Below are 26,401 nucleotides of genomic sequence, written 5' to 3'. Positions count from 1 at the left end.
GGGGGATTAAAAACTATTGAGATTACTATTGTGGTATTAATCTTTAGTGGGGTTAAAGCCCACTTTTGTTTATTGCGATTTATTAGAAAGCTTATTATGAAGATTATGCAAAATTATTGTAGAATCTTAGAGTTTATAATAAGGAGAGGAAATGAAGATTGCTATACCCGTTTATAACGAAGCATTAGATATTTTTGGAAATACAGGACATACGCCCTTTTTTGCTATTTTTGAGCAAAAAGGTTCTGGAATGTTTAAAAAAATTGATTTTGTAGAATTAAGGCAGAATCCTCGTGGGAATTTGGAGGCTAGTGGGGGTTGTTCGCATAAAGATGAGGATATGAATGAAGCAGAGCAAATAGCCCATAAAAATGAACATAATATTTTAGGGGAGATTATCCAAGATTGCGAGATTGTGCTTGTTAAAAAGGCTTGTAAAAATACAGCAAAGGTTTTTCAAGAGCGTGGGATTAGAATCTGCAAAATGGAACAAAATTGTCAGAATGCTAAGGATTCTTTTAGGTATATTACTTTTTAGGGTGGAACAGCTATTGCTTTAAGCTTGATATTTTATGGAAAGGTTTTAGTATGCAAGGTGGATATTACAGCTCTGTTGGTGGTATAGCAACGCAAATTAATCGGCTTGATGTGATTGCTAATAATATTGCAAATGCTAATACAACGGGTTTTAAGCGAGACGATGTAATAATCGGTGATTTTTTACGACTTTATGAACAACATAAAGATTTTCTCCCCATTAAAGAACAAACCAAAGATGCAGCCAAATTTTATAATCGTTCTTTAAATCGTGTTCCACAGATTGTTGAAGAATTCACCGATAGGACTTTAGGTAGGATGATGATGACAGAGAATACCTTTGACTTTGCATTAGGTAGAGAAGATGTTTATTTTATGGTTGAGACCCCTAGTGGGATTCGCTTTACCCGTGATGGTTCTTTTGTATTAAATGAAGAGGGCAGATTGGTAACTAAAGAGGGTTTTCCCGTATTACCTCGCGAATATATGAATGCTCCCCAATATATTGATTTTATTAATGGTTTTCAAGTAGAGGTGGATACCAATGGGAATATTTTTACACGTTCTTTAAACAATGAGGAGATAAATGAAACCCTTTTGTTCTCAAATTTGGCTGTGGCTTCTTTTGAAAACCCAAAGTATTTAAAAAAGGTAGGCAATAACCTTTATGAGTATCCCCAAGAGCGTTATAATGAAATACAAATGTTGGAGCAAAGCGGAGCTATTAGGCAAGGATTTTTAGAAACAAGCAATATTAATGTTGTTTATGAGATGACAGGATTAATTGAAACTAATCGTTTGGTGGAGGCTTATTCTAAGGTGTTAAAAACACATATGGATGAGTTAAATACGGAAGCCATTACAAAATTAGCTACAAAAGCATAAAAAGGATTTTACAATGATGAGGGCACTTTATACCGCAACTACCGGAATGTTAGCACAGCAATTACAAATTGATGTAACTTCTAATAATATTTCTAATGTTAATACTTTTGGGTTTAGAAAAGAGAGAGCAGAGTTTGCAGACTTATTTCATCAAGTTTTGCAATATGCTGGCTCTAGCACTTCAGAGACTACTCTTTCTCCTACTGGTATGGAAGTGGGTTTAGGAGTTCGTCCAACAGCGGTGCAGAAGATATTTTCTCAAGGAAACTTTAAAAACACCGAGCAAAACCTTGATATTGCTATTACAGGAGAGGGATTTTTCCAAATAGAATTACCTGATGGAACGATTGCTTATACAAGAGATGGGTCTTTTAAAAGAAATAGCGAAGGGAATATCGTGAATTCACAAGGTTATTTATTAGTGCCAAATATTACAATTCCTAGTGAAGCCACACAGGTAAATATCGGAACAGATGGGACTGTAAGTGTTGTGGAAAATAATCAAACTAATGAATTAGGGCAAATTGAAATAGCAAATTTTATTAATCCTGCAGGACTTCACGCTTTAGGGGATAATCTTTTTTTGAATACTAATGCTTCAGGGGATCCTGTTACAGGAACTCCTGGTTTAAATGGTTTTGGACAATTAAGACAAGGCTTTGTTGAACAGAGTAATGTGAAATTGGTTGAAGAAATGACAGATTTAATTGTAGGACAAAGAGCTTATGAGGCAAATTCAAAATCAATTCAGACTGCAGATTCTATGCTACAAACCGTGAATGGATTAAAGAGGAATTAATAGTTTGACTAAGTCAAACTATTGACATTTGGGGCAAATCCCAAATAGTGCCACAGAAGCATCTTTGATTTTATAAAGTGTCTGTTTTTCGCAAATTTTTTGTAAGGCTTTTACAGAAGAATCAAAATGTACATCTTGAATGTTTCCACATTTTTCGCATACAAGATGAACATGGGGTTGTTTAATGAATTCATATTTTTGTTTTTGGTTAGGTAATTTTACTTCGACGATAATACGAGCTTCTTGCATAGAAGTTAGATTCTTATAAATAGTCGCTAAGGACATTGAAGGATGAGTTTCTTTAATATTCTCATAAATCTCTTCAATGCTAATATGTCCTTTTTTTTCAATTTCTTTTAAAATAGCCATTCTTTGAGGGGTGATTTTTAAATTATTTTCTTTTAAAATTTTTTCAAACATAGCTTAACCTTAATTAAATACAGAATTGTTTATTTGGAGGTTTTCAAACGATACTTTTATATAGAATAAATACTTAAAATAACCTACTTCATAGAGCGCAATTCTATGATAATTACTTTTTTTTGTCAATAAAAATTTTCCAAAAGTTGGGATAAATTAACCACTTTAGATGGAATAATTTTAAAAAATTTTATTCCATTTAAAGTTCATATATTATAAAATAGTCCAAGTTTTAGTAATGAAATCCACATTAAAGTTTTGAGGTTTATAGAATTGTTTGGTGTTATTACAGAGAGCTTCCAAAGTGCTATTAACAAAATTCGTTTTCAAGATGATGAGAAGGCTTTAAAAAAAGCTTTAGAAGAGCTTAAAAAATCACTTTTAAAATCTGATGTGCATTATAAAGTTCTAAAGTATCTTTTAGAGGAAATAGAACAAAAAACTAAATTAGCAGGCATTGGCAAAGATAGTTTTTTAAAAGCATTAAAAGAATCTTTGGTAAATATTTTAACGACTTCTGGTAATTATGGATTTATCTTTGCACCAAAACCCCCTACTATTGTTTTGATGGCTGGTTTGCAAGGGAGTGGAAAAACAACAACAACGGCAAAATTGGCTAATTATTTGAAAACAAGACATAAAAAAGTTTTGCTTGTAGCTTGTGATTTGCAAAGGTTGGCAGCTGTTGAGCAATTACGGCAATTAAGTCTCCAAGCAGAAGTTGATTTTTATTATGAGGAGCATAAAACACCTGTTGAAATTGCTAGAAATGCAAAAAAGAAAGCCATTGATGGGCTTTATGATGTTTTGTTGGTAGATAGTGCAGGGCGTTTGGCTATTGATGAGGCTTTAATGGAAGAGTTATATTCTATAAAAGAGGCGATTAATCCTAATGAAGTTTTTTATGTAGTTGATAGTTTAAGTGGTCAAGATGGTGTTAAAAGTGCTGCATTGTTTCATCAAAAAGTGCATTTAAGCGGAGTTATTTTGAGTAAATTTGATGGTGATAGTAAGGGCGGTATTGCTTTATCTATTGCGCACCAATTGGGTATTCCGCTACGATTTATTGGTGTAGGAGAAAAGATTGTTGATTTAGAAGTCTTTATCCCCGATAGAATCGTTGGACGCTTAATGGGTGCTGGGGATATTCAATCGCTTGCAGAGAGGACAGCAGCAGTTATCAGTGAAAAAGAAGTCAAAGATATTTCTAAAAAGATTAAGAAAGGGAAATTTACTTTTAATGATTTTTTAACACAGCTTGATAATGTTAAAAAAATTGGTTCTATGCAATCTATAATCTCAATGTTGCCGGGTCTTGGTAATATGGCAAATGCTTTAAAAGATGTTGATTTAGATAATTCTAAAGAAATTAAACAGATGCGAGCAATGGTAGCTTCTATGACACCTAAAGAGCGGGATAATCCAGATTTGCTTAATGGAAGTCGTAAAAAACGCATTGCGCTTGGAGCAGGTGTAGATGTAAGTGATGTGAATCGCTTCTTAAAACAATTTGAAAATGCCGCTAAAATGGCAAAGAGATTTTCTAATAAAGGGGGTATGGCAGATTTGATGAGTCTAATGAAAGATGCTAAAATGGGACAACTAAGGCATTGATTTTAAGTAAATTTGTTGAAAGTAGAAATAGCTTCTTTTTTCAACAGATTTATTGTCTGTGATGAATTTTTTTTTAAGGAGTAACCTTTGGCAACAGTTATCCGTTTAACAAAAATGGGACGCAAAAAAAAGCCTTTTTATAGGATTGTAGTAACAGATAGCAGGAAAAAACGCGATGGTGGATGGATTGAATCTATTGGCTATTATAACCCTTTAGTAGAGCCTTCCATTGTAAAGTTTGATAAAGATCGTTTGCAGTATTGGGTTGGTATTGGTGCTAAGATGAGTGAGAGGGTAAAAACTATTACAAAATAATGGTAGAGTATTTTATCAAAAGTTATGTGCAAAAAATCGTTACACAACCAGAAAGAATAGAAGTAACCAAAAAAGAGTTAGATACTAATTTTTATGAGATAGAGATTATTTCCTCAATGCAAGATGCTGGAAGATTGATTGGCAAAGATGGTAAGATGATAAGTGCTATTAAGATATTTATTTTAGGTTTAAAAGCAAAAGAAGGTAATTCTTATCGGATTATTGTAAAATCGCGAGAATGAAAAAAAATATCATACAAAAAGATTGGGTAGGTGTTGCAAAAATTGGCAAATCTGTGGGTGTTAAGGGTAGAGTTCTTTTGCATCTGCTAAGTGATTTTCCAGAAACATTGCAAGAAGGTGTTTCTTATCTTACAAAAAATGGTGAATTAACAATAGAAACTTATGATTTAACCAAATCTATTGCAAAATTTATGGGTATTGATTCTAAAGAAAGTGCTAAAACAATTACTAATTTAATCCTCTATACTACGCAGGAGACTACTAGGCAGCATTGCTTATTGAAAGAATATGAATATTTTTGGTTTGAAATCATAGGTAGCTTTATTGTAGAAAATGGGGAGATTTTGGGCAGAGTTCAAGAGATTGAACGTTTTTGTAAAGAGGATTTTTTATGGATACAAACCAGTGATGAACTCCAAAAGCAAAGTTATCCTAGACGCTTTTTAATCCCCTACACAAAAAGATATATTCTAAAAGTAGAATCAACCAATCCAAAAAGCATTTATACGCAATTTTGTAAAGATATTTTAGAAAATAGTTAATGGAATTTACATTTGTAACTTTATTCCCGCAGTTAATTCAATCATATTTTGGTGATTCTATTCTTCATAGGGCTTTGAAATCCCAAAAAATTAAGGTGGAGTTTTGTAATCCTAGGGATTTCAGTCAAAATCGTTATTTCAAGGTTGATGATTATCAAGTAGGAGGTGGGGCTGGATTGCTTTTAGAGCCTCTGCATTTAAGTCTTGCTTTAGATTTTGTTTTAAAAAAGCATCCCCAGACACATATAATCTTTTTAACTCCTTGTGGCAAAACCTTTAATTATAAAGATTCAAAACGATTAGCACAAAAAAGTCATATTACTTTTGTTTGCGGGCGTTATGAGGGATTTGATGAACGTTTAATTGAAACTTATGCTAATGAGGTTTTAAGCATAGGAGATTTTATTCTAACAGGTGGCGAGTTGGCTGCACTATGTCTTTGTGATAGCATTTCTAGGCAAATACATGGGGTTTTAGGGAATGATGAATCTTTGCTTGGAGAGAGTTATGAAGATTCTTTGCTTGAAGCACCAAATTTTACAAAGCCCTATGTTTTTAAAGGTTTGTCTATCCCTTCAGAGTATTCAAAGGGAAATCACACTAAAATTAAAAATCTAAAATTAAAAGCATCAGAGGCAAAAACTAAATTTCACAGGATTGACCTCTATAGACAATATCAACAAAGGTTAAAAAATGAGAAATAGATATATTCAATATTTCGAAGACGCACAAATTAAAGGAAAAGAAATCCCTCAATTTAAAGCAGGTGATACTTTAAAAATTGGTATTAGAATTTCTGAAGGGGATAAAACAAGAATCCAAAATTTTGAAGGTGTTTGTATTTCTTTGCGTGGAGTAGGCACAGGAAAGACTTTTACTATTCGAAAAATTGGTGCAAATGGTGTAGGGGTTGAGAGGATTTTTCCTATTTATTCTGATAGTATTGAGAGTATTAAAGTGCTTAAAATCGGTCGTGTTAGAAGAGCAAAACTTTATTACTTGCGCACTAGAAGTGGTAAGTCTGCAAGAATTAAAGAAGTTAGAAAACAAGCTTAATTACTGAAGAATCTTTACCTCTTCTTGCAATAAGATATTATGGCTTTTATAAACCTTTTCTTTTGCAAGATTAATAAGTTCTATGGCTTCTTGAAAGCTAGAATACCCTGCATTAATTAAAAAATTTGCGTGTTTTGGACTGAAATACAGATTTTTGCTTTTTCCAAACCTCTTGCCTTTTAACCCAACGCTTTCAATAAGAAAACCTGCATAATTATTGGGTGGGTTTTTGAAACAACTTCCAAAACTTGGTTCTTTTGGCTGGTTGTTACGCATAGTTTTTAGGACTTTTACTAAATCTTTGTTAAATCCCTCTTCTTTTTTAAAAATACCTGCAAAGATTAAGGTGTGAATTTCACTATTGCGGTAGCTTAAGTGGAGATTTTCAACCGCCGTAAATTCTAAGATAGGGGAATATTTGATTGAGAGGATTCCTAAAAGCGTGGATTTTATTTCATAGCTCTTTAAACCCGCATTCATTTTGATAATTCCCCCTATGCTTCCTGGTAACTCTCCTAAGATTTCAAAACCCTTTAAATTGTGTTTTTTGGCATAAGAAAAAAGTTTTCCACTAGGAGTTAGCGCTCCTACTTCTAAACTATCTCCATAATCTTTAATATAGTCAAAATTTTTGCTAAGTAAAATGAGATTTTTTGCTAATGGAGAAATTAGGAGATTGTTAGCTTTACCTATAATTTGTGGAGTAGAGTGTTGTAGAAGCTGGAAGTAATCTTGAGGGGTTTCTATGATATTAATAGTGTGTAAAGTGCCTATTTTAATGCTGGAATAAATGCTAAAATCAATGGATCTTTGGAACATTAAAAGATAAAAGTTGGAATCATATTAAAGATTTTGGTTGTGAAATCTATAAGCATATTTAACATCCAAGGCATTGTAAAGATTATGACAATAATAACTGCCAAAATTTTTGGGACAAAGGTTAAAGTCATTTCATTGATTTGGGTAGTAGCTTGGAATATGCTAATCATTAAACCAACTACTAAACCAACAAGCAACATAGGTAATGATAGAATAAGCGTTATTTTATAAGTTTCAACAGCAAGACCTATAAGTTGTGCATCCATTAATATTCCCTTATTAATTGCATTAATCTTGCATAGATTATTTCTCTAAGGAGTTTTCTAAAATCTGTTTAAAGCTTTCAAGCTCCCAACTTGCACTTCCTATAAGCACACCATCAACACTTGGAATCTTTAAGATTTCTCGTATATTTTGAGGCTTCACACTTCCTCCATACAAAAGGGGGATTTTACCTAAAATTTGCTTCAAATTTGTGTGAATTTGTAAAATTTCTTCTAAGGTTGCACTAATGCCTGTCCCAATAGCCCAAATGGGTTCATAAGCAATAAAAAGTTTGGGATAATTTAAGTCAATTCCTTGAAGCTGGGTTTGCAAAAATTCTAAAGTTTTCTCTAATCCCTCCTTTTTTGTTAAGAGAGATTCCCCAATACAATAAAATATTTCAAAATCTCTTTGGCTAAAGTATTCGAATTTTTTTGCACAAAACAATTGTGTTTCTCCTAAATATTCTCGTCTTTCGCTATGCCCTATGAGGAGGGATTGAATCTGAAATTCCTCTAGCTGTTCTTCCCCAATCTCTCCTGTAAAAGATCCATTTTTTGTAAAATAGGCATTTTGAGCCCCTATTTTAAAGTTTTTAAAATTGTTTTCTAAAAGAGCAGTATTTGGAGGAAAAAGTCTGATTTGATGAGGAATATTTTTGTTGTTTAAAAAAAGCTCTAAGTGATTACAAAACTCCAAAGTAGTTTTTCTTGTATGATTAGTTTTAAAATTGCTTGCAATAATTTTTGGCATTTTCTCTCCTATCCTTAATAAAGTATTTTAAGATTATATCAAAGTTTAAAATTATGTATTCTATGACATTTTAGAAAGTGTTATAATTGTGTCTTTAAAGGAATGGTATGAAGTTTTTAGTGCTACTTTGCAATGGGGCGAAATTAATTTTTAGTTGGAACAAAAGCGATAGATTATGGCAAATGCCATTTTTTGCCGGACTTGGAATAGCAATGATTTTATTTGTTGCGGCATTTTTGGGTCGTTCTGATTTAGGATTGATAGCAATTATTGGGGCGAATATTTTTTTATATGTTCCTGATACTCCTCTTTATCACAAAATGATTCTTTGTATGGCTTGTTCTTTTGGTATTATTACCTCTTTTGCTTTGGGGCTTATTGGCAATACTTTTCCTTCCCTTATCCCTATTATTGTGTTTTTAGTTACGATGATAAGTGCGCAAGTAGTGCGGTATTTTAGCATAGGAGCTCCGGGATTCTTCTTTTTTACTTTTGCGATGATTTTAGGTACTTATATTCCTTTAAAAGTGGAAGATTATCCAATGGCTATTGGTCTTGTAGCATTAGGAACGATGGTTGCAAATGTTATGGTGTTGTTGTATGCTCTAAGTGTTATTTATATCTTTAAATCCCATATTGCAAAACATATCCCAAAGATTGGGGAATTTGGTTTTGGTGTTATTATTATTGATCCAATCATTATTGCTTTTTTTGTAAGTTTTGCTATGGCTTTACAGGGGTTTTTAGAGTTAGACAGAGGGTATTGGGTGGGTGTTAGCTGTGCAGCAGTTTTAACCGCAGTAACTTTTAAACAGATTTGGATTAAGCAATTCCAGAGGATTTTGGGGACTATTGTTGGTGTAAGTTTAGCTTATATTCTTTTGCATTTTACTTTCACACCTTTTGAATTTGCACTTTTAATGATGGTTTTAATGTTTTGTGCAGAATTCTTTGTGGTTAGGAATTATGCTTTAGCAATGGTTTTTTTAACCCCTTATTCTACTTATTTAGCTGAAATGAGTAGTTTTATGGATTACGATCCTGATGTTATTATTCAAGCAAGGGTGCTTGATATTAGTATCGGGAGTATTATAGGGCTTATAGGTGGGGCTATGATATATTGGAGTGCATTGCGTAGAGTCTTAGAAAAAATTGCCTATAAAGTTTTTCTTAAATGGTAGAAAATAAATGATTGACTCCTCATATTTGTTGTTTTGTTTTTAGTATAAGCGGTTTAGTGGGATTCCTTAGTAGAGATTGGCTACTTTTGAAAAAATTATTATTTTGTTGTGCTTATTTGGTAAAAGTTTTGAGGTTTATTTGAGCTGTGAAAAGAAAGATATTTTTGATATGTATATAAGCAATTATAGTAATGAAATGGGAGTGTTCAATCCTTTTAAATTCCTAAAAACACATATACTAAAGACTTGGGAGGCTTGAATGGTTGTGAGAATTTTAAAAAGAAGAATAAAGGGGTTTATGAATATAGTTTAGGGGAGAATCTTTGGAAGAGTGATGCCTCTTTGAGCTTGATATTTGCCCTTTTTATCCTTATAGCTTACCTCACAATTCCTATCTCCTTCTAAAAATAATACTTGTGCGATTCCCTCATTGGCATAGATTTTTGCAGGGAGTGGAGTAGTATTGCTAATTTCAATAGTAATATGTCCCTCAAACTCTGGCTCAAAGGGTGTAATATTGACGATGATGCCACATCGTGCGTAGGTGCTTTTCCCCAAACAAATAGCCAAAACATTTCGCGGAATCTTGAAGTATTCAATGGTTCTTGCAAGTGCAAAGGAATTTGGAGGGACGATACAAATATCGCCAATAAAATCCACGACATTAGCAGAATCAAAATTCTTAGGATCAACCACCATTGCGTTGATATTTGTAAAGATTTTAAATTCATTGCTTACACGAATATCATAACCATAACTTGATAACCCATAGCTTACAACACCTTTGCCAATTTGATTCTCGCAAAAAGGTTCAATCATTTTGTGTTTTAGAGCCATTTCCCTTATCCATAAGTCCTCTTTAAGTCCCATATTCTTCCTTGTTATTTTTTATTGAAATTATGCTATTATAGCAGATAAATTAACACTCCCAAAAAGTGTTTGTGAAATTTATTGATAGATTAAGGTTTTTATATGGATTTTAAGGAAATAAAAGAGCTTATTAAGATCTTTGATGAAAGCAGTCTAAGCGCACTTAGTATTACAAGGCAAAATGCCAAAATTAAACTCGAAAAAAAGGAATTAGCTCAAGCTATTTCACAATCTCCCGTTTCTCATAATACTTCACAGAGTGTATCACAAAATACTCCCCAAGAAATTCCTGTGGTAGCTTCATCTCCAACCGCAAGTGGAGAGAGTATTAATTCTCCTATGGTCGGTACTTTTTATCGTTGTCCATCCCCTGATACTCCAGCTTATGTGAATGTTGGCGATAAGGTTAAAAGGGGGCAGACTTTAGCAATTATTGAAGCAATGAAGATTATGAATGAGATTGAGGCAGAATTTGATTGCGTGATTAAAGAAATTATTCCTAATGATGCGCAGCCAGTAGAGTATAATTCCCCTTTGTTTATTGTGGAGAAGCTCTAATGCCCAAACAAAAAGAAATCCATACTATTTTGGTTGCTAATCGTGGAGAAATTGCATTAAGAGCTATTCGCACAATTAAGGAGATGGGTAAGAAAGCTATTGTAGTTTATTCTACCGCAGATAAAGATGCCTATTATTTAGATTTAGCCGATGCGAAAGTGTGTATTGGTGGAGATAAATCAAGTGAAAGTTATCTTAACATTCCAGCAATTATTTCTGCTGCTGAACTTTTTAATGCGGATGCTATTTTTCCCGGATATGGTTTTTTAAGCGAAAACCAAAATTTTGTAGAAATTTGCAAGTATCACGATATTGAATTTATTGGTCCAAATGCTGATGTAATGGCTTTAATGAGTGATAAAAGTAAAGCCAAAGAGGTTATGAAAAATGCAGGAGTTCCTGTAATTCCCGGAAGTGATGGTCCTATTAGGAGCAAAGAGGAAGCTTTAAGTCTTGCAAAAGAGATTGGTTATCCTGTTATTTTAAAGGCTGCCGCCGGGGGTGGGGGAAGAGGAATGCGTATTGTAGCCAATGAGGCTAGTATGTTTAATGCCTATCTTGCAGCAGAAAGTGAAGCTATTAGTGCTTTTGGTGATGGCACTATTTATATGGAAAAATTTATTGATAAACCTAAGCATATTGAAGTGCAAATATTAGCCGATAAACAAGGAAATGTTTTGCATGTGGGCGAGAGGGATTGTTCGTTACAAAGGAGACACCAAAAACTCATTGAAGAATCTCCAGCTCCAACATTACAACCAAATATAAGAGAAAAGCTTTTAGAGACTGCTATTAAAGCTACTAAAGCTATCGAATATGTGGGTGCTGGGACTTATGAGTTTTTGTTAGATTCTAATCAGAATTTTTATTTTATGGAAATGAATACGAGGTTGCAGGTTGAACACCCTGTGAGTGAATTAGTAAGCGGTTTAGATATTATTGAGTTAATGATAAAAATTGCCGAGGGCGAAACATTACCCAAACAAGAAGAAATCACCTTTAAGGGTTGTGCGATTGAATGTAGAATAACTGCAGAAGATCCTGTGAAATTCTATCCCTCTGCAGGTAAGATTACCAAATGGATTGCTCCAGGAGGCAATAATATAAGGCTTGATACACACGCGTATGCAGGATATATTGTGCCAATGTTTTATGATTCAATGATAGGTAAGCTTATTGTGTGGGGTAGAAATCGTAATGAAGCTATTGCTAGAATGCAACGCGCTTTAGATGAGTTTTGCATTGAAGGGATAAAAACTACAATACAGTTTCATCAAGATATGATGAAAAATGACGATTTTAAAAAAGGCACTATTCATACAAAATATTTAGAAGAAAAATTAGGAAATGGAACAAAAAATGCTTGAAATTTATAACAAGCAAGGAAGCAAATCTTAAGATTTAAGAAGGATAAGATGAAAATCAGTAATACGCAAAATAATGAATCTTTAGTTAGTCTTAATAAAGCAAAGGAAGAAGAAAAATCGGCATTGAAAAAAATTGCCTCCCAACGTCCTATTGAAGCTACTAATGGGGCTTCTTTGGCTATTGCTAATGAGCTTTTAGCACAAGCAAGTTCAATGTCTCAAGGTATAAGGAATGCTAATGATGCCTTAGGTGTAATGCAAATTGCCGATGGGGCATTATCTACTATTACAGATTCTGCTATTAAGATTAATGAATTATCGGTAGCTTTAGGGAATCCTGCTTTAAACAGCTCCCAAAGGGCTATGATTGAAAGTGAAGCAACGGCACTTACCCAATCTATGAATGATTCTATTAATCAAGCTACTTTTAATGGCAAAAATGTCTTTAGTGGGAAAATGACTTTTGTAACAGGCAATGGGACAGACAGTATCAATTTACAAGCCCCTAATACGGATTCTTTAAATGTGGATAAACGACAAAGTATTTTGGACTTTATTAATAATGTCAATCTAAAACGCGCTGATATTGGTGCTGCTATGAATGGGGTGCAATCTGGAATCAATGCGAGTATGAATACCATCGTAAATTTAAAAGTAGCAGAGGGTAATTTGCTATCTGATGATTTAGCAGAGAATTACAATGAATTAAATAATGCAAAACTTAAAGAAAATGCAACCCTTTATGCTAATGCCTTTAATACACAGAATTTATATAATCGCCTTGATTTATTATTGGGGTAGGGTATTTGTTGGGAATATTTAGGAGGTATTCTATTGTATTATAGAAACTTCTAAGCTCTAGTTTCAAATACTTTTACTTAAAGGGGGAAGCTATGTTTTTTAGCAAATATTCTGCAAGTGGAAATGATTTTCTTATTACTCATATTTTTAGATACCAAACAGAATCTTTTCGTGATATTGCTAGGATAATTTGTCATCGCCAAAGAGGTATTGGTGCTGATGGTTTGATTGTGCTTAAGCCTCATAATACTTATGATATAGAATGGGAGTTTTATAACTCCGATGGCAGTGATGCTAATATGTGTGGGAATGGCACAAGGGCTACTGCAATGTATGCTAGAGATTTTGGCTTGGCAGGAGAGAAACAAAAGATTTTAACAAAAGCAGGTGTGATTAATGTAGAGTTACAAGGGGATATGGTAGAGAGCGAATTAACACAGGCAGTAATCTTACAAAAAGATATTATAGAGTTTAATACGCAATGGTGGCTCATTGATACAGGAGTTCCTCATTTGGTTTGTGAAAATACGAATCTTAGCAAAGAAGATTTAAGGGGTTTGCGCCATAAGTATAATGCCAATGTAAATATTGCTAAGTTAGAAGAAGGAAGGGTTATTGCAAGGACTTTTGAAAGGGGCGTAGAAGATGAAACCTTAGCTTGTGGAACAGGAATGGCAGCAATGTTTTATTATCTTTTAAGGCAAGAAAAAGTTTCTAATCCCACCCTTTTTAATCCAGCTAGTAAAGAAGATTTATACCTTAAAGAAGAAAAAGGAAAAATATTTTTAAAAGGAAAAGTAGAGAAGATTTGCGATTTTATTTATCAAATTTAATGACAAATCTTTCATTTTCTAGGACAATAGGGAATTGTTCTCTTGTATTTAAATCAATTAAAAAACACTCATCACTATTTTCTAGCTCATAACGTTCTTTTGGGTAGAGAGAAAGCCTACGTTTAACTTCTTCCAAATCTTCACAAAGGGCACTAAAGCCAAACATTATAAGCTTATAAGAAAAATCTTCCATTAGAGACTCTTAATCCTTGCAACACCGCTATCAATAGCAGCTTGAGCTACAGCATTAGAAACAAAATGCTTTAACCTTGTATCAAAGGGTGAGGGAATAATATATTCTTTACCAAATTCAAATTTTCTCTGATGAATTTTTTCCAATTCTGCCTTTAGATCTGTAGGAATTGTTTCTCTTGCAAGTTCTGCTAGGGCATTAGCTGCGGCTAACTTCATTGCTTCATTGATACATTTTGCTCTAGCTATTAACGCACCTTTGAAAATATAGGGGAAGCCTAAAACATTGTTGATTTGATTGGGGTGATCACTTCTTCCTGTAGCAATGATTGCATCAGGTCTAGCTTTTTTGGCTAATAGGGGATCAATTTCTGGAATAGGGTTTGCCATAACAAAAATCATAGGATTCTTATTCATATTTTCAATATCCTTAACTTCTAGAGTATCTCCTCTTGCCAATCCTAAGAGAACATCGGCTCCATTTAGGGCTTCTTGATAGCTATTAATCTCTTGATTTACTATAAATTCTTTTTTAAAGCTGTTGAGTGCATCTTTTCTATGAGTGGTGATCGCACCTTTGCTATCAAACATAATAATTTCTTTTACCCCAAGTGTTTTAGCGATTTTTGCACAAGCAATAGCGGCTCCACCAGCACCTATAACGACAACTTTTAAATCTTTAATAGCTTTATTGGCAATTTTTGCCCCATTAATAATGCCAGCAGCAGAGATAATGGCTGTTCCGTGCTGATCGTCGTGCATAATGGGAATATCTAAAATTTCCTTTAGTTGCTTTTCAATATAAAAGCATTCTGGGGCTTTAATATCTTCTAAATTAATACCGCCAAAAGTAGGTGCAATGGAGCGAACAATATCTACAAATTTGTCAGGATCTGTTTCATCAATTTCAATATCAAAAGCATTAATATCTGCAAATTTCCTAAATAAAACAGCCTTTCCCTCCATAACAGGTTTTCCGGCTAAAGCACCTATATTGCCTAATCCTAAAACAGCAGTTCCATTGGAGATAACAGCAACAAGATTGCTTTTTGTCGTATAGTCATAGGCAAGATTAGGATCTTTTTGAATCTCTTTACAAGGAACAGCGACACCTGGGGAATAGGCTAAAGATAAATCGTGTTCATTTTCTAAGGGCTTACTAGGCATAACTTGGATTTTTCCTCCTTGGTGATAGGGGAGGGAATCGGGGTAGGTTTGCTTTAAATCTTCCATTGTAAGAAATCCTTATTTGATAGTTTAAAATTTGTGAATTTAAGCAAAAATCTAATAAAAAAACTTTTAAATTTAGATATTAAAGTAATAATTTAAATATTTGGTTTCTTTAAATGAAAAACCTTAAATTTCGCATAAATAATGCTTTTTTAAAAGTCTATAAGATAAAATTAACAATCTAAATCTGCTAAGTTTTAAGGATTGTTATGGATTATAAAGACACTTTAGAGTTACCTGCTACAAGCTTCCCTATGCGTGGAAATTTGCCACAAAATGAACCTAAAGCCTATCAGCAATGGAAAGAAGGTAAAGTTTATGCAAGGATGTTGAAGAATCGTCAAAACGCTAAGGAAACTTTTAATCTTCACGATGGTCCTCCTTATGCTAATGGACATTTACATATTGGACACGCACTTAATAAAATTTTAAAAGATATTATCAATAAATATCATTATTTTCAGGGTAAGAGATTTTTCTATACTCCCGGTTGGGATTGCCACGGGCTTCCTATTGAACAACAAGTGGAGAAAAAACTAGGAAAAGAAAAAAAAGATTCTCTTTCTAAGGTTAAAATTAGAGAGCTTTGCAGAAAACACGCACAAGAATTTGTAGGGATTCAAAGTGCAGAATTTTTAGAACTTGGGGTTGTGGGAGATTTTGATAATCCTTATAAAACAATGGATTTTGCTTTTGAGGCAGATATTTATAAAACACTTTGTAAGATTGCCAAAAAAGGATTATTAAAAGAAAGAAGTAAGCCTGTGTATTGGAGTTGGGCTTGTCAAACAGCATTAGCAGAAGCTGAAGTAGAATATGAAGAGAAAGAAAGCGATTCTATTTATGTAGCCTTTGCTTTGCAAAAAGATGCCCTTGAAGTTTTGGGAGTTAAAGAAGCTTATTGTGTGATTTGGACAACAACACCTTGGACTTTACCTGCTAATAGCGGAATTGCTCTTAATCCTAATGAAGAATATGCTCTAACGAGTGATAATAAAATTATTCTTGCTTCTTCTGTGCAGAAACTTTTTGAAGAAGGAATAGTTGAAGCTAAGATTATTAAAACCTTTAAGGCACAAATTTTAGAAAACAAACACGCTATTAATCCACTCAATGGAAGAGATTCTAAGATTGTCTTAGGGGAGCATGTTGCAGCCAATGAGGGGAGTGGTTGTGTGCATACCGCACCAGGTCATGGGGAGGATGATTATTTTGTCGGATTAAAATATAATCTCCCTGTGTTAATGCCTGTAGATGATAGGGGTTGTTATGATGAGACTTTAACGAGGGAAAAATTATTTTTTAATCCTGAGGAATTTGTAGGTCAATTTGTCTTTGATACGCATAAAAGAATCTTTGAACTTTTAGGGGATAGTCTTTTGAAGCATCGAAAGATTAAGCATTCCTATCCTCATTGTTGGCGTTCTCACAAGCCCATTATTTTTCGTGCTACAAAGCAGTGGTTTATAGTATTAGATGAACCCTTTAGCAAGGAGGGTAAGACTTTGCGGCAGATTGCTTTAGAAGCAATTAACCAAACGATTTTTTATCCAGAACATGGCAAGAATAGGCTTTATACGATGATTGAAAATCGCCCTGATTGGTGTATATCACGGCAAAGGGATTGGGGAGTGCCTATCGCATTTTTTAGAGATAAACGCAGTGGAGAGGTGTTATTAGAAGATGAGGCTTTGGATTTTATCGCGAGTATTTTTGAAAAAGAAGGTTGTGATTCTTGGTGGAGTAAGAATGTAGAAGAGCTTTTAGCACCAAAATACAGAGAGAACGCTAAATATTATGAGAAGATTCATCATATTTTAGATGTCTGGTTTGATAGTGGAAGCACTTGGAGTGCTGTCTTAGAAAGCAAGAGGTATGAAAGTGGAAATTACCCTGCTAGTATGTATTTAGAGGGAAGCGATCAGCATAGAGGTTGGTTTCATAGCTCTTTACTAGTGAGCTGTGCAGTTAATGAGAAAGCCCCTTATAAGAGCATTCTAACACACGGATTTACGATGGATGAGAGGGGTGAGAAGATGAGTAAATCCAAGGGAAATGTAATTGCCCCCAAAGATGTTTTAAAAGAATTTGGAAGTGAGATTTTGCGATTATGGGTGGCTATGAGCGATTATCAAAATGATCAGAGAATTTCTATAAATATTTTAAAGCAAGTTGGAGAGAATTATCGCAAAATACGGAATACTATTAGATTTTTACTAGCAAATACTAATGGATTGGAAACCTTAGAAATGGAATCTTTTAATGCTATTGATTTGTGGATTTTGCAACGAGCTAAAGAAACTTTTGAGGTTGTTAATGAATATTTTAAGGCTTATGAATTTTCTAAGGGTTTGCAAGAATTAAATTTTTTCTTAACAAGTGAGTTTAGTGGAATCTACCTAGATTTATGCAAAGATAGTCTTTATTGTAATGCACCAACTTCTAAAGAGAGGAAAGCTATACAAAGTGTTATGGCACTTATTGGAGGCAGACTTTTTGGGCTTTTAGCACCTATTTTAACTTATACGATTGATGAGGCTTTAAGTTATGCTCAAAGCAAGGCTCTTTTAGAATCTTGTGGCATAAGTGTCAATAAGGATGTCTTTGAAATACTTTATACACCTTTGCCTACCTTAAAGATTCCCAAGCAAGATTTTACTTATTTGCTTGCTCTAAGGAGTGCATTTTTAGAGCAAATTGATAGCTTAAAAAAGGATTCTAAAATCAAATCTACCTTAGAGGTTGATTTGGTATTGCCCAGAAGCTTAGATTTTGTGGAACTCAATACTTGGCTTATGGTAAGCTCTGTTACGCAAAAAGGTGAAGGAGAAGTGTTGGGAAGTTTTATGCTAGAGGGCGAAGAATACCTTCTAATAAAAGCAAGAGGGCATAAATGCCCTAGATGTTGGCAATATACCGCAAATAATGAAGGAGATGTTTGTTTGCGTTGCAGGGAAGTTCTAAAGCATAAGGGCTTTGATGTTTGAAAATTTTTTTGATTTAACCAAGCCCGTTGGATTAGAGGAAACTTGGGTAAGTATTTTTGTTGTTTTGTTATTTATGTGGGGTTTATATAAAGTTTTTAAAAAAAGGTAAATATTCTTTTTATAAATTTTTGGAGATTTTAGTAGTCTTCAAAATATTCTAAGCTTTTTTAAGCTAAAAGCTAGAAGCAATTATTGCATAATAAAAAAATTTATAATTTATAATAGAGATTTGAAAGGATAATAAATGGGAGAACCTAATAAACGGGTTTATTTGGATAATAACGCTACGACGATGCTAGACCCAAAGGCAAAAGAATTAATGGATTCTTATTTCTGTGAGAAATATGGCAATCCTAACTCATTGCATCTTTTTGGGACAGAGATTCATAGTGCTATTCGAGAGTCTTTTAATCACCTTTATGAGGGGATTAATGCTAGAGATGAAGATGATATTATTATTACTTCTTGTGCGACAGAAAGTAATAATTGGGTGTTAAAAGGTGTATATTTTGATATTTTACGTTTTGGTGAGAAAAATCATATTATTACCACAGAAGTAGAACATCCAGCAATACTATCAACTTGTAAGTTTTTAGAAGATTTAGGTGTTGAGGTTACTTATTTGCCAATTGGCGAGAACGGAGTTTTAGAAATTGAAGCATTGAAATCTGCTATTACAGAAAAAACTGCTTTAGTAAGTGTAATGTGGGCAAATAACGAAACAGGCATTATTTTTCCTTTAGAGGAAATTGGTGCGATTTGTAAGCAAAGAGGCGTTTTGTTTCATACAGATGCTGTGCAGGCTATTGGAAAGATACCCGTAGATGTGCAAAAGATTCAAGCAGATTTTTTGAGCTTTAGTGCGCATAAGTTTCACGGACCTAAAGGGATAGGAGGGCTTTATATCAGAAAAGGTATAGAATTAACCCCTCTTTTTCACGGCGGTGAACATATGGGAGGAAGACGAAGTGGGACTTTAAATGTCCCTTATATCGTCGCTATGGGTGAGGCTATGCGACAAGCAACCTTACATTTAGATTTTGAACGCAATAATGTGCGCCGTTTAAGGGATAAACTAGAAGACGAGCTTTTAAAAATCGAAGATGTCTTTGTAGTTGGAGATAGAGCCTTAAGAGTTCCTAATACGATTTTGGTAAGCATCCGAGGAGTAGAGGGCGAAGCTATGCTTTGGGATTTAAACAAATATGGCATTGCCTGTTCTACGGGAAGTGCTTGTGCGAGTGAGGATTTGGAAGCAAATCCTGTAATGACTGCTATTGGGGCAGATAAAGAGTTAGCGCATACAGCGGTTAGAATCTCTTTAAGTCGTTTTAACACCGAAGAAGAGATTGATTATACAATTGACGCTTTTAAAAAAGCTATTAAACGTTTAAGAGCAATTTCAAGTAGCTATTAAGGAGAGATTATGGCAAAAAATGAATTATTAGGTGGCGCATTGTGGGATGCGTATTCTAAAAAGGTTAGCGAAAGGATGGATAATCCTACCCATCTTGGGGTTATTACTCAAGAAGAAGCAGACAAAAGAGGATTGAAGCTTATTGTAGCCGATTATGGGGCAGAAGCTTGTGGAGATGCAGTAAGACTTTATTGGTTAATAGATTCTGAAGATACTATCGTAGATGCGAAATTTAAAAGCTTTGGCTGTGGGACGGCTATTGCAAGTAGTGATATGATGGTAGAGTTATGTTTGGGAAAAAAGGTTCAAGAGGCGGTGAAAATTACTAATATTGATGTAGAAAAGGCTTTAAGAGATGACCCAGATACTCCAGCGGTTCCGGGACAAAAGATGCATTGTTCGGTTATGGCTTATGATGTAATTAAAAAAGCAGCTGCTTTATATTTAGGTAAAAATCCCGAAGATTTTGAAGATGAAATTATTGTTTGTGAATGCGCTAGGGTAAGTTTAGGAACTCTAAAAGAAGTCATTAAGCTTAATAATTTACAAACTATTGAGGAAATCACAGAATATACCAAAGCAGGAGCATTTTGTAAAAGTTGTGTAAAGCCCGGAGGACACGAGGAGAGAGAATATTATTTAGTAGATATTTTGCGTGAAGTTCGTGCAGAAATGGAAGAAGAATCTTTAAAAAGTAAAGCAGATTTGGAGAGTAAGGGGAGTTTAGCATTTGCTGATATGACCTTAGTGCAGAAAATCAAATCTATTGAAAGTGTGATAGATGAGAGAATTCGCCCTATGCTTATGATGGATGGGGGAAATATGGAGATTATAGAACTAAAAAATGCAAGTGATGGCTATACAGATGTGTATATCCGCTATCTTGGTGCTTGCAGTGGTTGTGCCAGTGGTTCTACCGGGACACTTTTTGCTATTGAATCAGTTTTGCAGGAGAATTTGGATTCTAGCATTCGTGTATTTCCTGTATGAAGTGATTTATAGCTTTATTAAAGTTTTATCTAAAATACTTTATCATTCCAACGCCTTTCTTGAGACTTGTGCAATAGCATCTTTAGATAATGCTTCAGGGTGGGAACACAGCAGAGCCTCTAAAGATACTATGTGCCGCAAGTATCTTAAGGAGGGTTTTTCTTCTAGTTTCTCATTCTATTGATTTACCTCTTATTTATTAGACTAAAAGCAAGAATAATAGAATTTAATCCAATACTAACTTTTATTTGATGATTTACGGGAATTAATGGAGATTGTTTTTATTAACAGAGGAGGTTTGGAGTGGGTCTTGTATTTTGAGGGAGTGTAATGGCTGAAGAAATTCAAGATGAGAACTTGCAAGGATTATAAAGAGATGTTTTAGGCATTGAGAGCAATATGGCAAAAGCAGAGGTTCCACATAGCAATTAGCGGTAGATTCTAAGCCTAGATTTGCTAGACTTAGCAAATATCAAAACTTAATAATTTAATATGGTGGGAGAGGAAATGGAAAATGAACAAATTTTAAATATTTATTTGGGACAAGAAGAGCATTATATTACACTTGAGGAAATGAATAAAATTATTCAATCCATAAATGATATTGGTGATAGTCTTACTAAAAAACTTTTTATGAACTCATCAAAAGAACTTTTTATTGTTTATCCTTATGAAAAAGGTTCATTTAAAATTAAAATAGGAATTATTAGTGCTACTTTGATAATTATAGGTTGGCTTAGTGAAAGCGATTCAGGAAAAGCTTTTGTGAAAGGATTGATAGGCAATGAAACTCCTTATTATTATGAAAGAGAAGGAGAACTATTAAGAGATGCAATCAAAGGGGTGCTAGAAAAAAATGTGGATACTCTTGAAATTCTCAATAATAATACAGATGGAAAATATTTTTTAGATAAGTCAATAAAGGAAAAAAGTGAGCTTTATACTTTAATAAATAAGAGCAAAACTATTAAAAGTATAAGTTTTAATCCTAACAATGAAGAACCTATTGAGAAAAATAGTTTTTATGCACATATTAGAAAAGGAGATATTGTTCGGCAATTAGAGCCAGAATATGAAATATGTGATTTAATTATTTTAAAATCAATAAATACAAGAGAGCAAGGGAAATGGACTTTTGGGTTACTTCATAATAACAAAAATATTAAGGCTGAAATATTAGATAAAGGTTTTATTTCAGGATTTTTAAGCGGACAATATCCATTAAAGGAAGAAAATCAAGATGATGTTATAAAAGCATTAGTGCATGTAGATACGATAATGAAAAATGGAAGCAAAGAAAATGGACAATATTTTATACAAGAAATTTTTAATTTTAATGAAAATAAAATAAAAGAGATTCCAAAAGATTTGGAAAAATATCTAAGAATAAAATATCAACATAATCAACCAACACTTTTTGATAATATACAAGGGGAATAATATGCCTAACCTCCTCCTCTACACTACACAAGATAAAAAAGTCAAGGTTGAACTCTATGAGCTGGGTGAGAGTGTGTATCTCAATCAAGATTCTATTGCCAAACTTTTTGACACCTCGCGAGAAAATATTACAATGCACATTAGAAATATCCTTAAAGATGGGGAATTGAGCGAAGATTCAGTATGTAAGAATTACTTACATACTGCCACCGATGGCAAACAATACAAGGTGAAATTTTATTCTTTAGAGATGATTTTAGCTATTGGCTTTCGTGTGCGAAGCAAGCGAGGGGTGCAGTTTAGAATCTGGGCAAATGAGCATTTGGCAAGCTACCTGCAAAAAGGCTTTGTGATTGATAGTGAGCGATTAAAAAATCCAAATGGTAGAACAGATTATTTTGATGAACTCTTGGAGCAAATCCGCGATATAAGGGCAAGCGAGAAAAGATTTTATCAAAAAGTGCGAGAGCTTTTTACTTTGAGTGTAGATTATGACCCAAGCGACAAAGCGACACAAATGTTCTTTGCACAAACACAAAACAAGCTTTTGTATGCGACTACATATAAAACCGCAGCAGAGCTGATTTGCGAACGGGCTAATGCGAACAAACCAAATATGGGGCTAACAAGCTGGAAAGGTAATGTTGTGCGTAAGGGCGATGTGATTATTGCTAAAAACTATTTGAGTAAAGAGGAGCTAGATAGCCTTAATCGTTTAGTCAATGTGTTTTTAGAATCCGCAGAGCTTAGAGTGAAGGACAGGCAAACTTTAACAATGGACTTTTGGAAGCAAAATGTAGATTCTTTGCTTGAATTCCAAGGCAAAGAAATTTTAAAAGACAATGGTAGCATTTCCAATGCACAAATGGAGCAAATCGCTTATAAACAATATCAGCTTTTTGAGGAGCAGTGCAAAAAGGAGGAATTGCTTAAGGCTCAAAAAGAAGATGAGAAAATTTTGGAATCCACTTATAAAGCATTGAAAGATAAAAACACTTAAAGCAAGTCTAGCATCCAATGGCTACAAAAAATGAATTAAAATTATTGCCAACAAGATTGAGGTGAATCTTTTTGAGCGAAGCGAAACATCTCTTTAGAATCTTTAAGAGATTCTACATCTTGGTATTCTTCACCCTACAAGCAAGATTCAAAATGACAAATGGAGTTCTGGGATTTTTTGGTCGCACTTCGCTTGAGATACGACAATTATCTTTGCCTTGTCGTGTTAAGGGCAATACCTTAAACGCTTCATAGAAGTTGTGTTTTAACTATGTTATTGTAGTTTGTTTTGTGATAATTTGCTAAAAAATATAAACTATCACTATATAGGATATAGGCTATTTGGAAGCATTTGTATTGGGTTTTAGAGATGTTATATTTATTTTAGTATCATAAGGAGATTTTGAAAAAAGGAGAGTAATATGGCAGAGATGAAGACTGAGCGTAAAAGCGTGTTAGATTATTTATCTAAGAATAAATTTCTGATTCCAATCTATCAAAGGGCTTATGTTTGGAGCGATAATGAATGCGAACAATTAACAGAAGAAATAGATAGTATCATTAAAAATCCTCATCAAGTTATGAGAAAAACTACTTATTTTTTGTGAAAAAGATTGATGAATTAGCTGCAAAACAGCCAGCTGATTGGTTTAATTTTTGTCTTTTACTTCTTGAGCGATGCATCTTTACCTATTGAATGTGATGGGCAGGAGAATGCTTTAAGAATTTTTAATACCCTTAATAATCGCGGAGTGTCTTTAAGTATGTCTGATATTTTTAAAGGATTAATTTATCAGAGTAAAAATAATAAAGAAAATAGAGATAGATTTGCTATGAAGTGGAAAGAGTTAGAAAATAAAATTACTAACTCTCCCTTATCTTAAAGATGAAAATATAGGTTTTTTTATTTATACAATACGAGCATATTATTAGAGCTTTAAAAAATGAAGTAGATACGGTAATTCCTGGCATTTTGGAATTTTTTACCAAGAAAGATAAAGAAAACTCTAAAAAGAAAAAGGTAAATTTTGCAGCTAATGAGGACTTATTAACCAAAGAGGAAACATTTATATTTATACAAGAGCTAGCAGAGTTTTGGTGCAATCCTAAGGAATATATGTCTAAATGTGCACAGAAATATTTTGATATTTTGAATATCTATCAAAATAAGCTTTGGTAAATGGTTTTGAGTATGTGTTTTTATGTATATAAACCACAAAAAAATAGCAATAATGAAAGAAATATTTTTGATGAGATTCTCCCGCAAGTTGCAAGTTATTGCGCTTTGGGGCTTATTTATGGAAAAGGGGGTAGCTCTGGTTTATTTTGGGGGTTTATGAAAGCAAATACGATATTGAAGAATCAAGAGAATAACAAAAAAGAAAAAATCTTTATACCCTCACTTAATATCCCAGATTTAAAAATGCCAACATTAGAATATTTTACAGATTTTTGCATCAAGGATTTGCCAAAACAGATTAGATATATTCTAGCAATTTACATATTGATTTATAATGAAAATCAAGAATGGGAATGGAATTTGAATGGAAAAAATTATAGCGTCATTAAGGGTCAGATAGAGCATATCTTTCCTAAGAAATGGATAGAAGCAAATTATATTGGGCTGGAATGAAAAAGATGCTAAAAAATTTTTAGAATATATTGGTAATAAAACCTTGCTTGAGAAAAAACAAAACATTCAGGCTAGCAATGAATATTTTGTCAAGAAAAAGAAAATATACCTCAAGTCTAATTTCTTGGAAATAAAACATTTAGGCAGTAGCAACAAAACAGATTGGCTCAAAAAAGATATAGAATCAAGAAATGAGGAAATTTATAAAAGATTGAAAGAGTTTTTTGAGAAAAACCTATAATAAATGAAGTTTTTCGAAATCTCATTGATTTATTGCATAAATAGCAAATGCAAATTGTTTTGAAAAATGAACCAAAAAGATAATAAGTCTAGTGTGAATTTTTGGGTGGTTGGTTTGTAAGCATTGAAAGAGAGTTCGTATTGTAAGCTTGTTGGTTGGATTCTTAGAAAGAATAAGGAGAGCAGAATGAATCCTGTGGATATTTTTACACAGGTGAAAGAATGTGTTTATAAAGGAAACCATTATTCCATAAGGGATAATGGAGCGGTGTTTCGCCACACAAAAGGCAGGATTTCTAAAGGCGATAATTGTTGGAGCTTAGAATCAAAAGAGGATTCTAAATTAGGAGATTATTCGCTTTCTTGAGACAATCTAAGAAATAACAAATTTTTATCTTTGTCATATTGAGCGTAAGTGATTAAATTCCCGCAGGGATAAACAACTTTAGAATCCTTAAAAATCTTTATTTGCGTTGCTATCTATCCTTATAATGTCCGCCAACTTGGATGATTTCGCAAGAGGTTTCTTCGATTTTATAAATAATGCGATGCTTCAAATCAATCCTGCGAGAATAATATCCATTTAAATCTCCCTTAAGCCTTTCGGGCTTGCCTAGTCCGCTTTCAGGGTTTCTGGCAATATCCTTTAAAAGTGTGTTGATTTTCTCGCACATCTTTTTGTCTTTTTGAAAGGACATGTATCCAAAGAGGGCAATTGGCGTGAATGCAATCTTATACATTACTCCAACCCCTTTGTGCTCTTTGGATTAATGCTTCTTTCTCCTCTTGGGTCTCAATCTTAGCAGCAGCCTTTGAAAAATCCTCAAACTCCTCCCAAGTAAAGGTAATGCCCTTGCCCTCTTTGAGTTCTTTTATGGATTCTTTCAATCGCGCCATATTTTCTTTGCTATAAAATGGGTCTTTTTCTTTTCTTGTGAGTTTAAAAGGGATTTTTTGCTCCCGCACAGTCGCCTTTAGAAACATTCTTAACGCAGTGGTAATGTCTAAACCCAAATCATCAAAAAGCCTTTCAGCCTCTTCTTTGAGCTCTTTATCAACCCTCACTTGTATCAAACTTGTCATCTTTGCTCCTTTGGTATGAAATAATATATATTATACATATTAAAACAATAAAAAGTCATTAAAGATTATGATTTATCCCATAAAGTTTAAGTGCTGTCTTAAAGGTTTTTTGGATTCTATTTTTGTCGTGTTGAATCTCTTTTGTCCTATTTGCAAGTGTGGGCAAAATCCTTGCGGATTGTGCGAGGGATTTATCTCGAAATATCTCATAGGATTTCAGCTAAACCACTCAACACAACAACAAATAAAATCGCAATAACAATTACCCTTGCAAAAGCCTTGATTATTAAACCTTTTTTCTTAAAACCCTCAATAATAAAGAATATACAAGCAC

General features: G+C 33.6%; 34 protein-coding genes and 1 other RNA gene. 26 read left to right on the top strand and 9 right to left on the bottom strand.

All coding sequences use genetic code 11. From position 1 onward, the window contains the following. Positions 1-151: 151 nt before the first annotated feature. From C6H18_RS06600 to flgG, 3 genes are read left to right on the top strand one after another with little or no spacing between them, the layout of a single operon-like run. Positions 152-538: a NifB/NifX family molybdenum-iron cluster-binding protein gene (locus C6H18_RS06600; protein ID WP_104722321.1), complete on the top strand. Its 387-nt coding sequence runs from the start codon at positions 152-154 to the stop codon at positions 536-538. Positions 539-588: 50 nt separating this feature from the next. Next, positions 589-1,422, top strand: coding sequence for a flagellar hook-basal body protein (locus tag C6H18_RS06595; protein ID WP_104722320.1), 834 nt, complete (start codon positions 589-591; stop codon positions 1,420-1,422). A gap of 13 nt (positions 1,423-1,435) precedes the next feature. After that, a complete protein-coding gene (gene flgG, locus C6H18_RS06590; protein ID WP_104722319.1) occupies positions 1,436-2,221 on the top strand; it encodes a flagellar basal-body rod protein FlgG in 786 nt (261 codons plus the stop codon). Positions 2,222-2,239: 18 nt separating this feature from the next. Here the strand turns inward: flgG and C6H18_RS06585 are convergent, their stop codons facing one another. After that, entirely contained in the window at positions 2,240-2,641 is a 402-nt protein-coding gene (locus tag C6H18_RS06585; RefSeq protein WP_104722318.1) for a Fur family transcriptional regulator, read from the bottom strand. Between the two features lie 273 nt (positions 2,642-2,914). Between C6H18_RS06585 and ffh the strand changes: the two genes are divergently transcribed. From ffh to rplS, 6 genes are all read left to right on the top strand, one after another. Continuing rightward, positions 2,915-4,255: a signal recognition particle protein gene (gene ffh, locus C6H18_RS06580; protein WP_104722317.1), complete on the top strand. Its 1,341-nt coding sequence runs from the start codon at positions 2,915-2,917 to the stop codon at positions 4,253-4,255. 87 nt (positions 4,256-4,342) lie between these two features. Then, positions 4,343-4,570, top strand: a complete 228-nt coding sequence (gene rpsP, locus C6H18_RS06575) for a 30S ribosomal protein S16 (protein ID WP_104722316.1) — start codon at positions 4,343-4,345, stop codon at positions 4,568-4,570. Next, on the top strand, positions 4,570-4,812 hold the full coding sequence (locus tag C6H18_RS06570) for a KH domain-containing protein (RefSeq protein ID WP_104722315.1): 243 nt from the start codon (positions 4,570-4,572) through the stop codon (positions 4,810-4,812). The genes rpsP and C6H18_RS06570 overlap by 1 nt, the downstream gene beginning before the upstream one ends. After that, positions 4,809-5,354 carry a ribosome maturation factor RimM gene (gene rimM, locus C6H18_RS06565; RefSeq protein ID WP_104722314.1) on the top strand — a complete coding sequence of 182 codons (546 nt, stop codon included), beginning with the start codon at positions 4,809-4,811 and terminating at the stop codon, positions 5,352-5,354. Before C6H18_RS06570 ends, rimM begins: the two co-directional genes overlap by 4 nt. Then, on the top strand, positions 5,354-6,058 hold the full coding sequence (trmD, locus tag C6H18_RS06560; protein WP_104722313.1) for a tRNA (guanosine(37)-N1)-methyltransferase TrmD: 705 nt from the start codon (positions 5,354-5,356) through the stop codon (positions 6,056-6,058). Before rimM ends, trmD begins: the two co-directional genes overlap by 1 nt. Beyond that, complete coding sequence (gene rplS, locus C6H18_RS06555) at positions 6,048-6,410, top strand: 50S ribosomal protein L19 (protein WP_104722312.1); 363 nt, start codon at positions 6,048-6,050, stop codon at positions 6,408-6,410. The genes trmD and rplS overlap by 11 nt, the downstream gene beginning before the upstream one ends. Here rplS and C6H18_RS06550 read toward each other — a convergent pair whose 3' ends face one another. The 3 genes from C6H18_RS06550 to C6H18_RS06540 are packed head-to-tail and all read right to left on the bottom strand — an operon-like array spanning position 6,411 to position 8,246. Then, positions 6,411-7,229, bottom strand: a complete 819-nt coding sequence (locus C6H18_RS06550) for a UDP-N-acetylmuramate dehydrogenase (protein ID WP_104722311.1) — start codon at positions 7,227-7,229, stop codon at positions 6,411-6,413. Next, positions 7,229-7,495 carry a flagellar biosynthesis protein FliQ gene (fliQ, locus tag C6H18_RS06545; RefSeq protein WP_034552406.1) on the bottom strand — a complete coding sequence of 89 codons (267 nt, stop codon included), beginning with the start codon at positions 7,493-7,495 and terminating at the stop codon, positions 7,229-7,231. The genes C6H18_RS06550 and fliQ overlap by 1 nt, the downstream gene beginning before the upstream one ends. Positions 7,496-7,532: 37 nt before the next feature. Then, complete coding sequence (locus C6H18_RS06540) at positions 7,533-8,246, bottom strand: triose-phosphate isomerase (RefSeq protein WP_104722310.1); 714 nt, start codon at positions 8,244-8,246, stop codon at positions 7,533-7,535. 107 nt (positions 8,247-8,353) lie between these two features. On the opposite strand from C6H18_RS06540, the gene C6H18_RS06535 reads away from it, so the two are divergent. Continuing rightward, complete coding sequence (locus C6H18_RS06535) at positions 8,354-9,427, top strand: FUSC family protein (RefSeq protein ID WP_104722309.1); 1,074 nt, start codon at positions 8,354-8,356, stop codon at positions 9,425-9,427. 309 nt (positions 9,428-9,736) lie between these two features. Here the strand turns inward: C6H18_RS06535 and dcd are convergent, their stop codons facing one another. Then, positions 9,737-10,297 (bottom strand): dCTP deaminase, encoded by a 561-nt coding sequence (dcd, locus tag C6H18_RS06525; RefSeq protein ID WP_104722307.1) that lies wholly within the window; start codon positions 10,295-10,297, stop codon positions 9,737-9,739. A 102-nt stretch (positions 10,298-10,399) separates the two neighbouring features. Here dcd and accB point away from each other — a divergent pair, with 102 nt between their 5' ends. The 4 genes from accB to dapF all read left to right on the top strand — a co-directional run bounded on the left by accB (position 10,400) and on the right by dapF (position 13,856). Beyond that, on the top strand, positions 10,400-10,855 hold the full coding sequence (gene accB / locus C6H18_RS06520; protein WP_104722306.1) for an acetyl-CoA carboxylase biotin carboxyl carrier protein: 456 nt from the start codon (positions 10,400-10,402) through the stop codon (positions 10,853-10,855). Beyond that, on the top strand, positions 10,855-12,222 hold the full coding sequence (locus C6H18_RS06515; RefSeq protein ID WP_104722305.1) for an acetyl-CoA carboxylase biotin carboxylase subunit: 1,368 nt from the start codon (positions 10,855-10,857) through the stop codon (positions 12,220-12,222). The genes accB and C6H18_RS06515 overlap by 1 nt, the downstream gene beginning before the upstream one ends. 48 nt (positions 12,223-12,270) lie before the next feature. After that, positions 12,271-13,023 (top strand): flagellin, encoded by a 753-nt coding sequence (locus tag C6H18_RS06510; protein WP_104722304.1) that lies wholly within the window; start codon positions 12,271-12,273, stop codon positions 13,021-13,023. 92 nt (positions 13,024-13,115) lie between these two features. Next, positions 13,116-13,856, top strand: coding sequence for a diaminopimelate epimerase (gene dapF, locus C6H18_RS06505; protein ID WP_104722303.1), 741 nt, complete (start codon positions 13,116-13,118; stop codon positions 13,854-13,856). Here dapF and C6H18_RS06500 read toward each other — a convergent pair. After that, positions 13,840-14,049, bottom strand: a complete 210-nt coding sequence (locus C6H18_RS06500) for a hypothetical protein (protein WP_104722302.1) — start codon at positions 14,047-14,049, stop codon at positions 13,840-13,842. The two genes, dapF and C6H18_RS06500, sit on opposite strands and share 17 nt — an antisense overlap. Continuing rightward, positions 14,049-15,281, bottom strand: a complete 1,233-nt coding sequence (locus C6H18_RS06495) for a malic enzyme-like NAD(P)-binding protein (RefSeq protein ID WP_104722301.1) — start codon at positions 15,279-15,281, stop codon at positions 14,049-14,051. The genes C6H18_RS06500 and C6H18_RS06495 overlap by 1 nt, the downstream gene beginning before the upstream one ends. Positions 15,282-15,487: 206 nt before the next feature. Between C6H18_RS06495 and ileS the strand changes: the two genes are divergently transcribed. The 12 genes from ileS (at position 15,488) to C6H18_RS06455 (ending at position 25,351) form a co-directional block, all read left to right on the top strand. Then, positions 15,488-18,265: an isoleucine--tRNA ligase gene (ileS, locus tag C6H18_RS06490; RefSeq protein WP_104722300.1), complete on the top strand. Its 2,778-nt coding sequence runs from the start codon at positions 15,488-15,490 to the stop codon at positions 18,263-18,265. A 244-nt stretch (positions 18,266-18,509) separates the two neighbouring features. Then, positions 18,510-19,682, top strand: coding sequence for a NifS family cysteine desulfurase (locus tag C6H18_RS06485; RefSeq protein WP_104722299.1), 1,173 nt, complete (start codon positions 18,510-18,512; stop codon positions 19,680-19,682). 9 nt (positions 19,683-19,691) lie between these two features. After that, a complete protein-coding gene (locus C6H18_RS06480) occupies positions 19,692-20,672 on the top strand; it encodes an iron-sulfur cluster assembly scaffold protein (protein WP_104722298.1) in 981 nt (326 codons plus the stop codon). A 57-nt stretch (positions 20,673-20,729) separates the two neighbouring features. Next, positions 20,730-20,827, top strand: an RNA gene (gene ffs / locus C6H18_RS06475) — signal recognition particle sRNA small type. A 352-nt stretch (positions 20,828-21,179) separates the two neighbouring features. Continuing rightward, positions 21,180-22,112 (top strand): hypothetical protein, encoded by a 933-nt coding sequence (locus C6H18_RS06470; protein WP_104722297.1) that lies wholly within the window; start codon positions 21,180-21,182, stop codon positions 22,110-22,112. Between the two features lies 1 nt (position 22,113). Next, on the top strand, positions 22,114-23,112 hold the full coding sequence (locus tag C6H18_RS06465) for a virulence RhuM family protein (RefSeq protein ID WP_104722296.1): 999 nt from the start codon (positions 22,114-22,116) through the stop codon (positions 23,110-23,112). Positions 23,113-23,183: 71 nt separating this feature from the next. Then, positions 23,184-23,366: a hypothetical protein gene (locus C6H18_RS09460; RefSeq protein ID WP_158654883.1), complete on the top strand. Its 183-nt coding sequence runs from the start codon at positions 23,184-23,186 to the stop codon at positions 23,364-23,366. A gap of 167 nt (positions 23,367-23,533) precedes the next feature. Next, positions 23,534-23,719: a DUF262 domain-containing protein gene (locus C6H18_RS09645; RefSeq protein ID WP_233704091.1), complete on the top strand. Its 186-nt coding sequence runs from the start codon at positions 23,534-23,536 to the stop codon at positions 23,717-23,719. Between the two features lie 63 nt (positions 23,720-23,782). Next, complete coding sequence (locus C6H18_RS09640) at positions 23,783-23,995, top strand: DUF262 domain-containing protein (RefSeq protein ID WP_233704090.1); 213 nt, start codon at positions 23,783-23,785, stop codon at positions 23,993-23,995. Between the two features lie 308 nt (positions 23,996-24,303). Then, the gene (locus tag C6H18_RS09635; RefSeq protein WP_233704089.1) at positions 24,304-24,744 is read left to right on the top strand and encodes a hypothetical protein; all 441 of its coding nucleotides are present in this window, start codon (positions 24,304-24,306) and stop codon (positions 24,742-24,744) included. Next, positions 24,731-24,985: a GmrSD restriction endonuclease domain-containing protein gene (locus tag C6H18_RS09630; protein ID WP_233704088.1), complete on the top strand. Its 255-nt coding sequence runs from the start codon at positions 24,731-24,733 to the stop codon at positions 24,983-24,985. Before C6H18_RS09635 ends, C6H18_RS09630 begins: the two co-directional genes overlap by 14 nt. A gap of 186 nt (positions 24,986-25,171) precedes the next feature. Continuing rightward, complete coding sequence (locus tag C6H18_RS06455) at positions 25,172-25,351, top strand: hypothetical protein (RefSeq protein ID WP_104722295.1); 180 nt, start codon at positions 25,172-25,174, stop codon at positions 25,349-25,351. A gap of 109 nt (positions 25,352-25,460) precedes the next feature. Here the strand turns inward: C6H18_RS06455 and C6H18_RS06450 are convergent, their stop codons facing one another. Further along, positions 25,461-25,724, bottom strand: coding sequence for a Txe/YoeB family addiction module toxin (locus tag C6H18_RS06450; RefSeq protein ID WP_104722294.1), 264 nt, complete (start codon positions 25,722-25,724; stop codon positions 25,461-25,463). Then, positions 25,717-26,067: a type II toxin-antitoxin system RelB/DinJ family antitoxin gene (locus tag C6H18_RS06445; protein WP_104722293.1), complete on the bottom strand. Its 351-nt coding sequence runs from the start codon at positions 26,065-26,067 to the stop codon at positions 25,717-25,719. Before C6H18_RS06445 ends, C6H18_RS06450 begins: the two co-directional genes overlap by 8 nt. Positions 26,068-26,401: the final 334 nt, after the last annotated feature.

It is taken from the genome of Helicobacter mesocricetorum (assembly GCF_900198605.1).
GTDB classification, from domain to species: domain Bacteria; phylum Campylobacterota; class Campylobacteria; order Campylobacterales; family Helicobacteraceae; genus Helicobacter_D; species Helicobacter_D mesocricetorum.
Note: the sequence above shows the minus strand (reverse complement) of the source record. Positions and strands in the feature narration are given on the sequence as shown.

Coding starts and splice junctions, on each gene's coding strand:
- C6H18_RS06600 (WP_104722321.1), top strand. CDS start 152: ATGAAGATTGCTATACCCGTTTATAACGAAGCATTAGATATTTTTGGA.
- C6H18_RS06595 (WP_104722320.1), top strand. CDS start 589: ATGCAAGGTGGATATTACAGCTCTGTTGGTGGTATAGCAACGCAAATT.
- flgG (WP_104722319.1), top strand. CDS start 1,436: ATGATGAGGGCACTTTATACCGCAACTACCGGAATGTTAGCACAGCAA.
- C6H18_RS06585 (WP_104722318.1), bottom strand. CDS start 2,641: ATGTTTGAAAAAATTTTAAAAGAAAATAATTTAAAAATCACCCCTCAA.
- C6H18_RS06570 (WP_104722315.1), top strand. CDS start 4,570: ATGGTAGAGTATTTTATCAAAAGTTATGTGCAAAAAATCGTTACACAA.
- rimM (WP_104722314.1), top strand. CDS start 4,809: ATGAAAAAAAATATCATACAAAAAGATTGGGTAGGTGTTGCAAAAATT.
- trmD (WP_104722313.1), top strand. CDS start 5,354: ATGGAATTTACATTTGTAACTTTATTCCCGCAGTTAATTCAATCATAT.
- rplS (WP_104722312.1), top strand. CDS start 6,048: ATGAGAAATAGATATATTCAATATTTCGAAGACGCACAAATTAAAGGA.
- C6H18_RS06550 (WP_104722311.1), bottom strand. CDS start 7,229: ATGTTCCAAAGATCCATTGATTTTAGCATTTATTCCAGCATTAAAATA.
- fliQ (WP_034552406.1), bottom strand. CDS start 7,495: ATGGATGCACAACTTATAGGTCTTGCTGTTGAAACTTATAAAATAACG.
- C6H18_RS06540 (WP_104722310.1), bottom strand. CDS start 8,246: ATGCCAAAAATTATTGCAAGCAATTTTAAAACTAATCATACAAGAAAA.
- C6H18_RS06535 (WP_104722309.1), top strand. CDS start 8,354: ATGAAGTTTTTAGTGCTACTTTGCAATGGGGCGAAATTAATTTTTAGT.
- dcd (WP_104722307.1), bottom strand. CDS start 10,297: ATGGGACTTAAAGAGGACTTATGGATAAGGGAAATGGCTCTAAAACAC.
- accB (WP_104722306.1), top strand. CDS start 10,400: ATGGATTTTAAGGAAATAAAAGAGCTTATTAAGATCTTTGATGAAAGC.
- C6H18_RS06515 (WP_104722305.1), top strand. CDS start 10,855: ATGCCCAAACAAAAAGAAATCCATACTATTTTGGTTGCTAATCGTGGA.
- C6H18_RS06510 (WP_104722304.1), top strand. CDS start 12,271: ATGAAAATCAGTAATACGCAAAATAATGAATCTTTAGTTAGTCTTAAT.
- dapF (WP_104722303.1), top strand. CDS start 13,116: ATGTTTTTTAGCAAATATTCTGCAAGTGGAAATGATTTTCTTATTACT.
- C6H18_RS06500 (WP_104722302.1), bottom strand. CDS start 14,049: ATGGAAGATTTTTCTTATAAGCTTATAATGTTTGGCTTTAGTGCCCTT.
- C6H18_RS06495 (WP_104722301.1), bottom strand. CDS start 15,281: ATGGAAGATTTAAAGCAAACCTACCCCGATTCCCTCCCCTATCACCAA.
- ileS (WP_104722300.1), top strand. CDS start 15,488: ATGGATTATAAAGACACTTTAGAGTTACCTGCTACAAGCTTCCCTATG.
- C6H18_RS06485 (WP_104722299.1), top strand. CDS start 18,510: ATGGGAGAACCTAATAAACGGGTTTATTTGGATAATAACGCTACGACG.
- C6H18_RS06480 (WP_104722298.1), top strand. CDS start 19,692: ATGGCAAAAAATGAATTATTAGGTGGCGCATTGTGGGATGCGTATTCT.
- C6H18_RS06470 (WP_104722297.1), top strand. CDS start 21,180: ATGGAAAATGAACAAATTTTAAATATTTATTTGGGACAAGAAGAGCAT.
- C6H18_RS06465 (WP_104722296.1), top strand. CDS start 22,114: ATGCCTAACCTCCTCCTCTACACTACACAAGATAAAAAAGTCAAGGTT.
- C6H18_RS09645 (WP_233704091.1), top strand. CDS start 23,534: ATGGCAGAGATGAAGACTGAGCGTAAAAGCGTGTTAGATTATTTATCT.
- C6H18_RS09635 (WP_233704089.1), top strand. CDS start 24,304: ATGTGTTTTTATGTATATAAACCACAAAAAAATAGCAATAATGAAAGA.
- C6H18_RS06455 (WP_104722295.1), top strand. CDS start 25,172: ATGAATCCTGTGGATATTTTTACACAGGTGAAAGAATGTGTTTATAAA.
- C6H18_RS06450 (WP_104722294.1), bottom strand. CDS start 25,724: ATGTATAAGATTGCATTCACGCCAATTGCCCTCTTTGGATACATGTCC.
- C6H18_RS06445 (WP_104722293.1), bottom strand. CDS start 26,067: ATGACAAGTTTGATACAAGTGAGGGTTGATAAAGAGCTCAAAGAAGAG.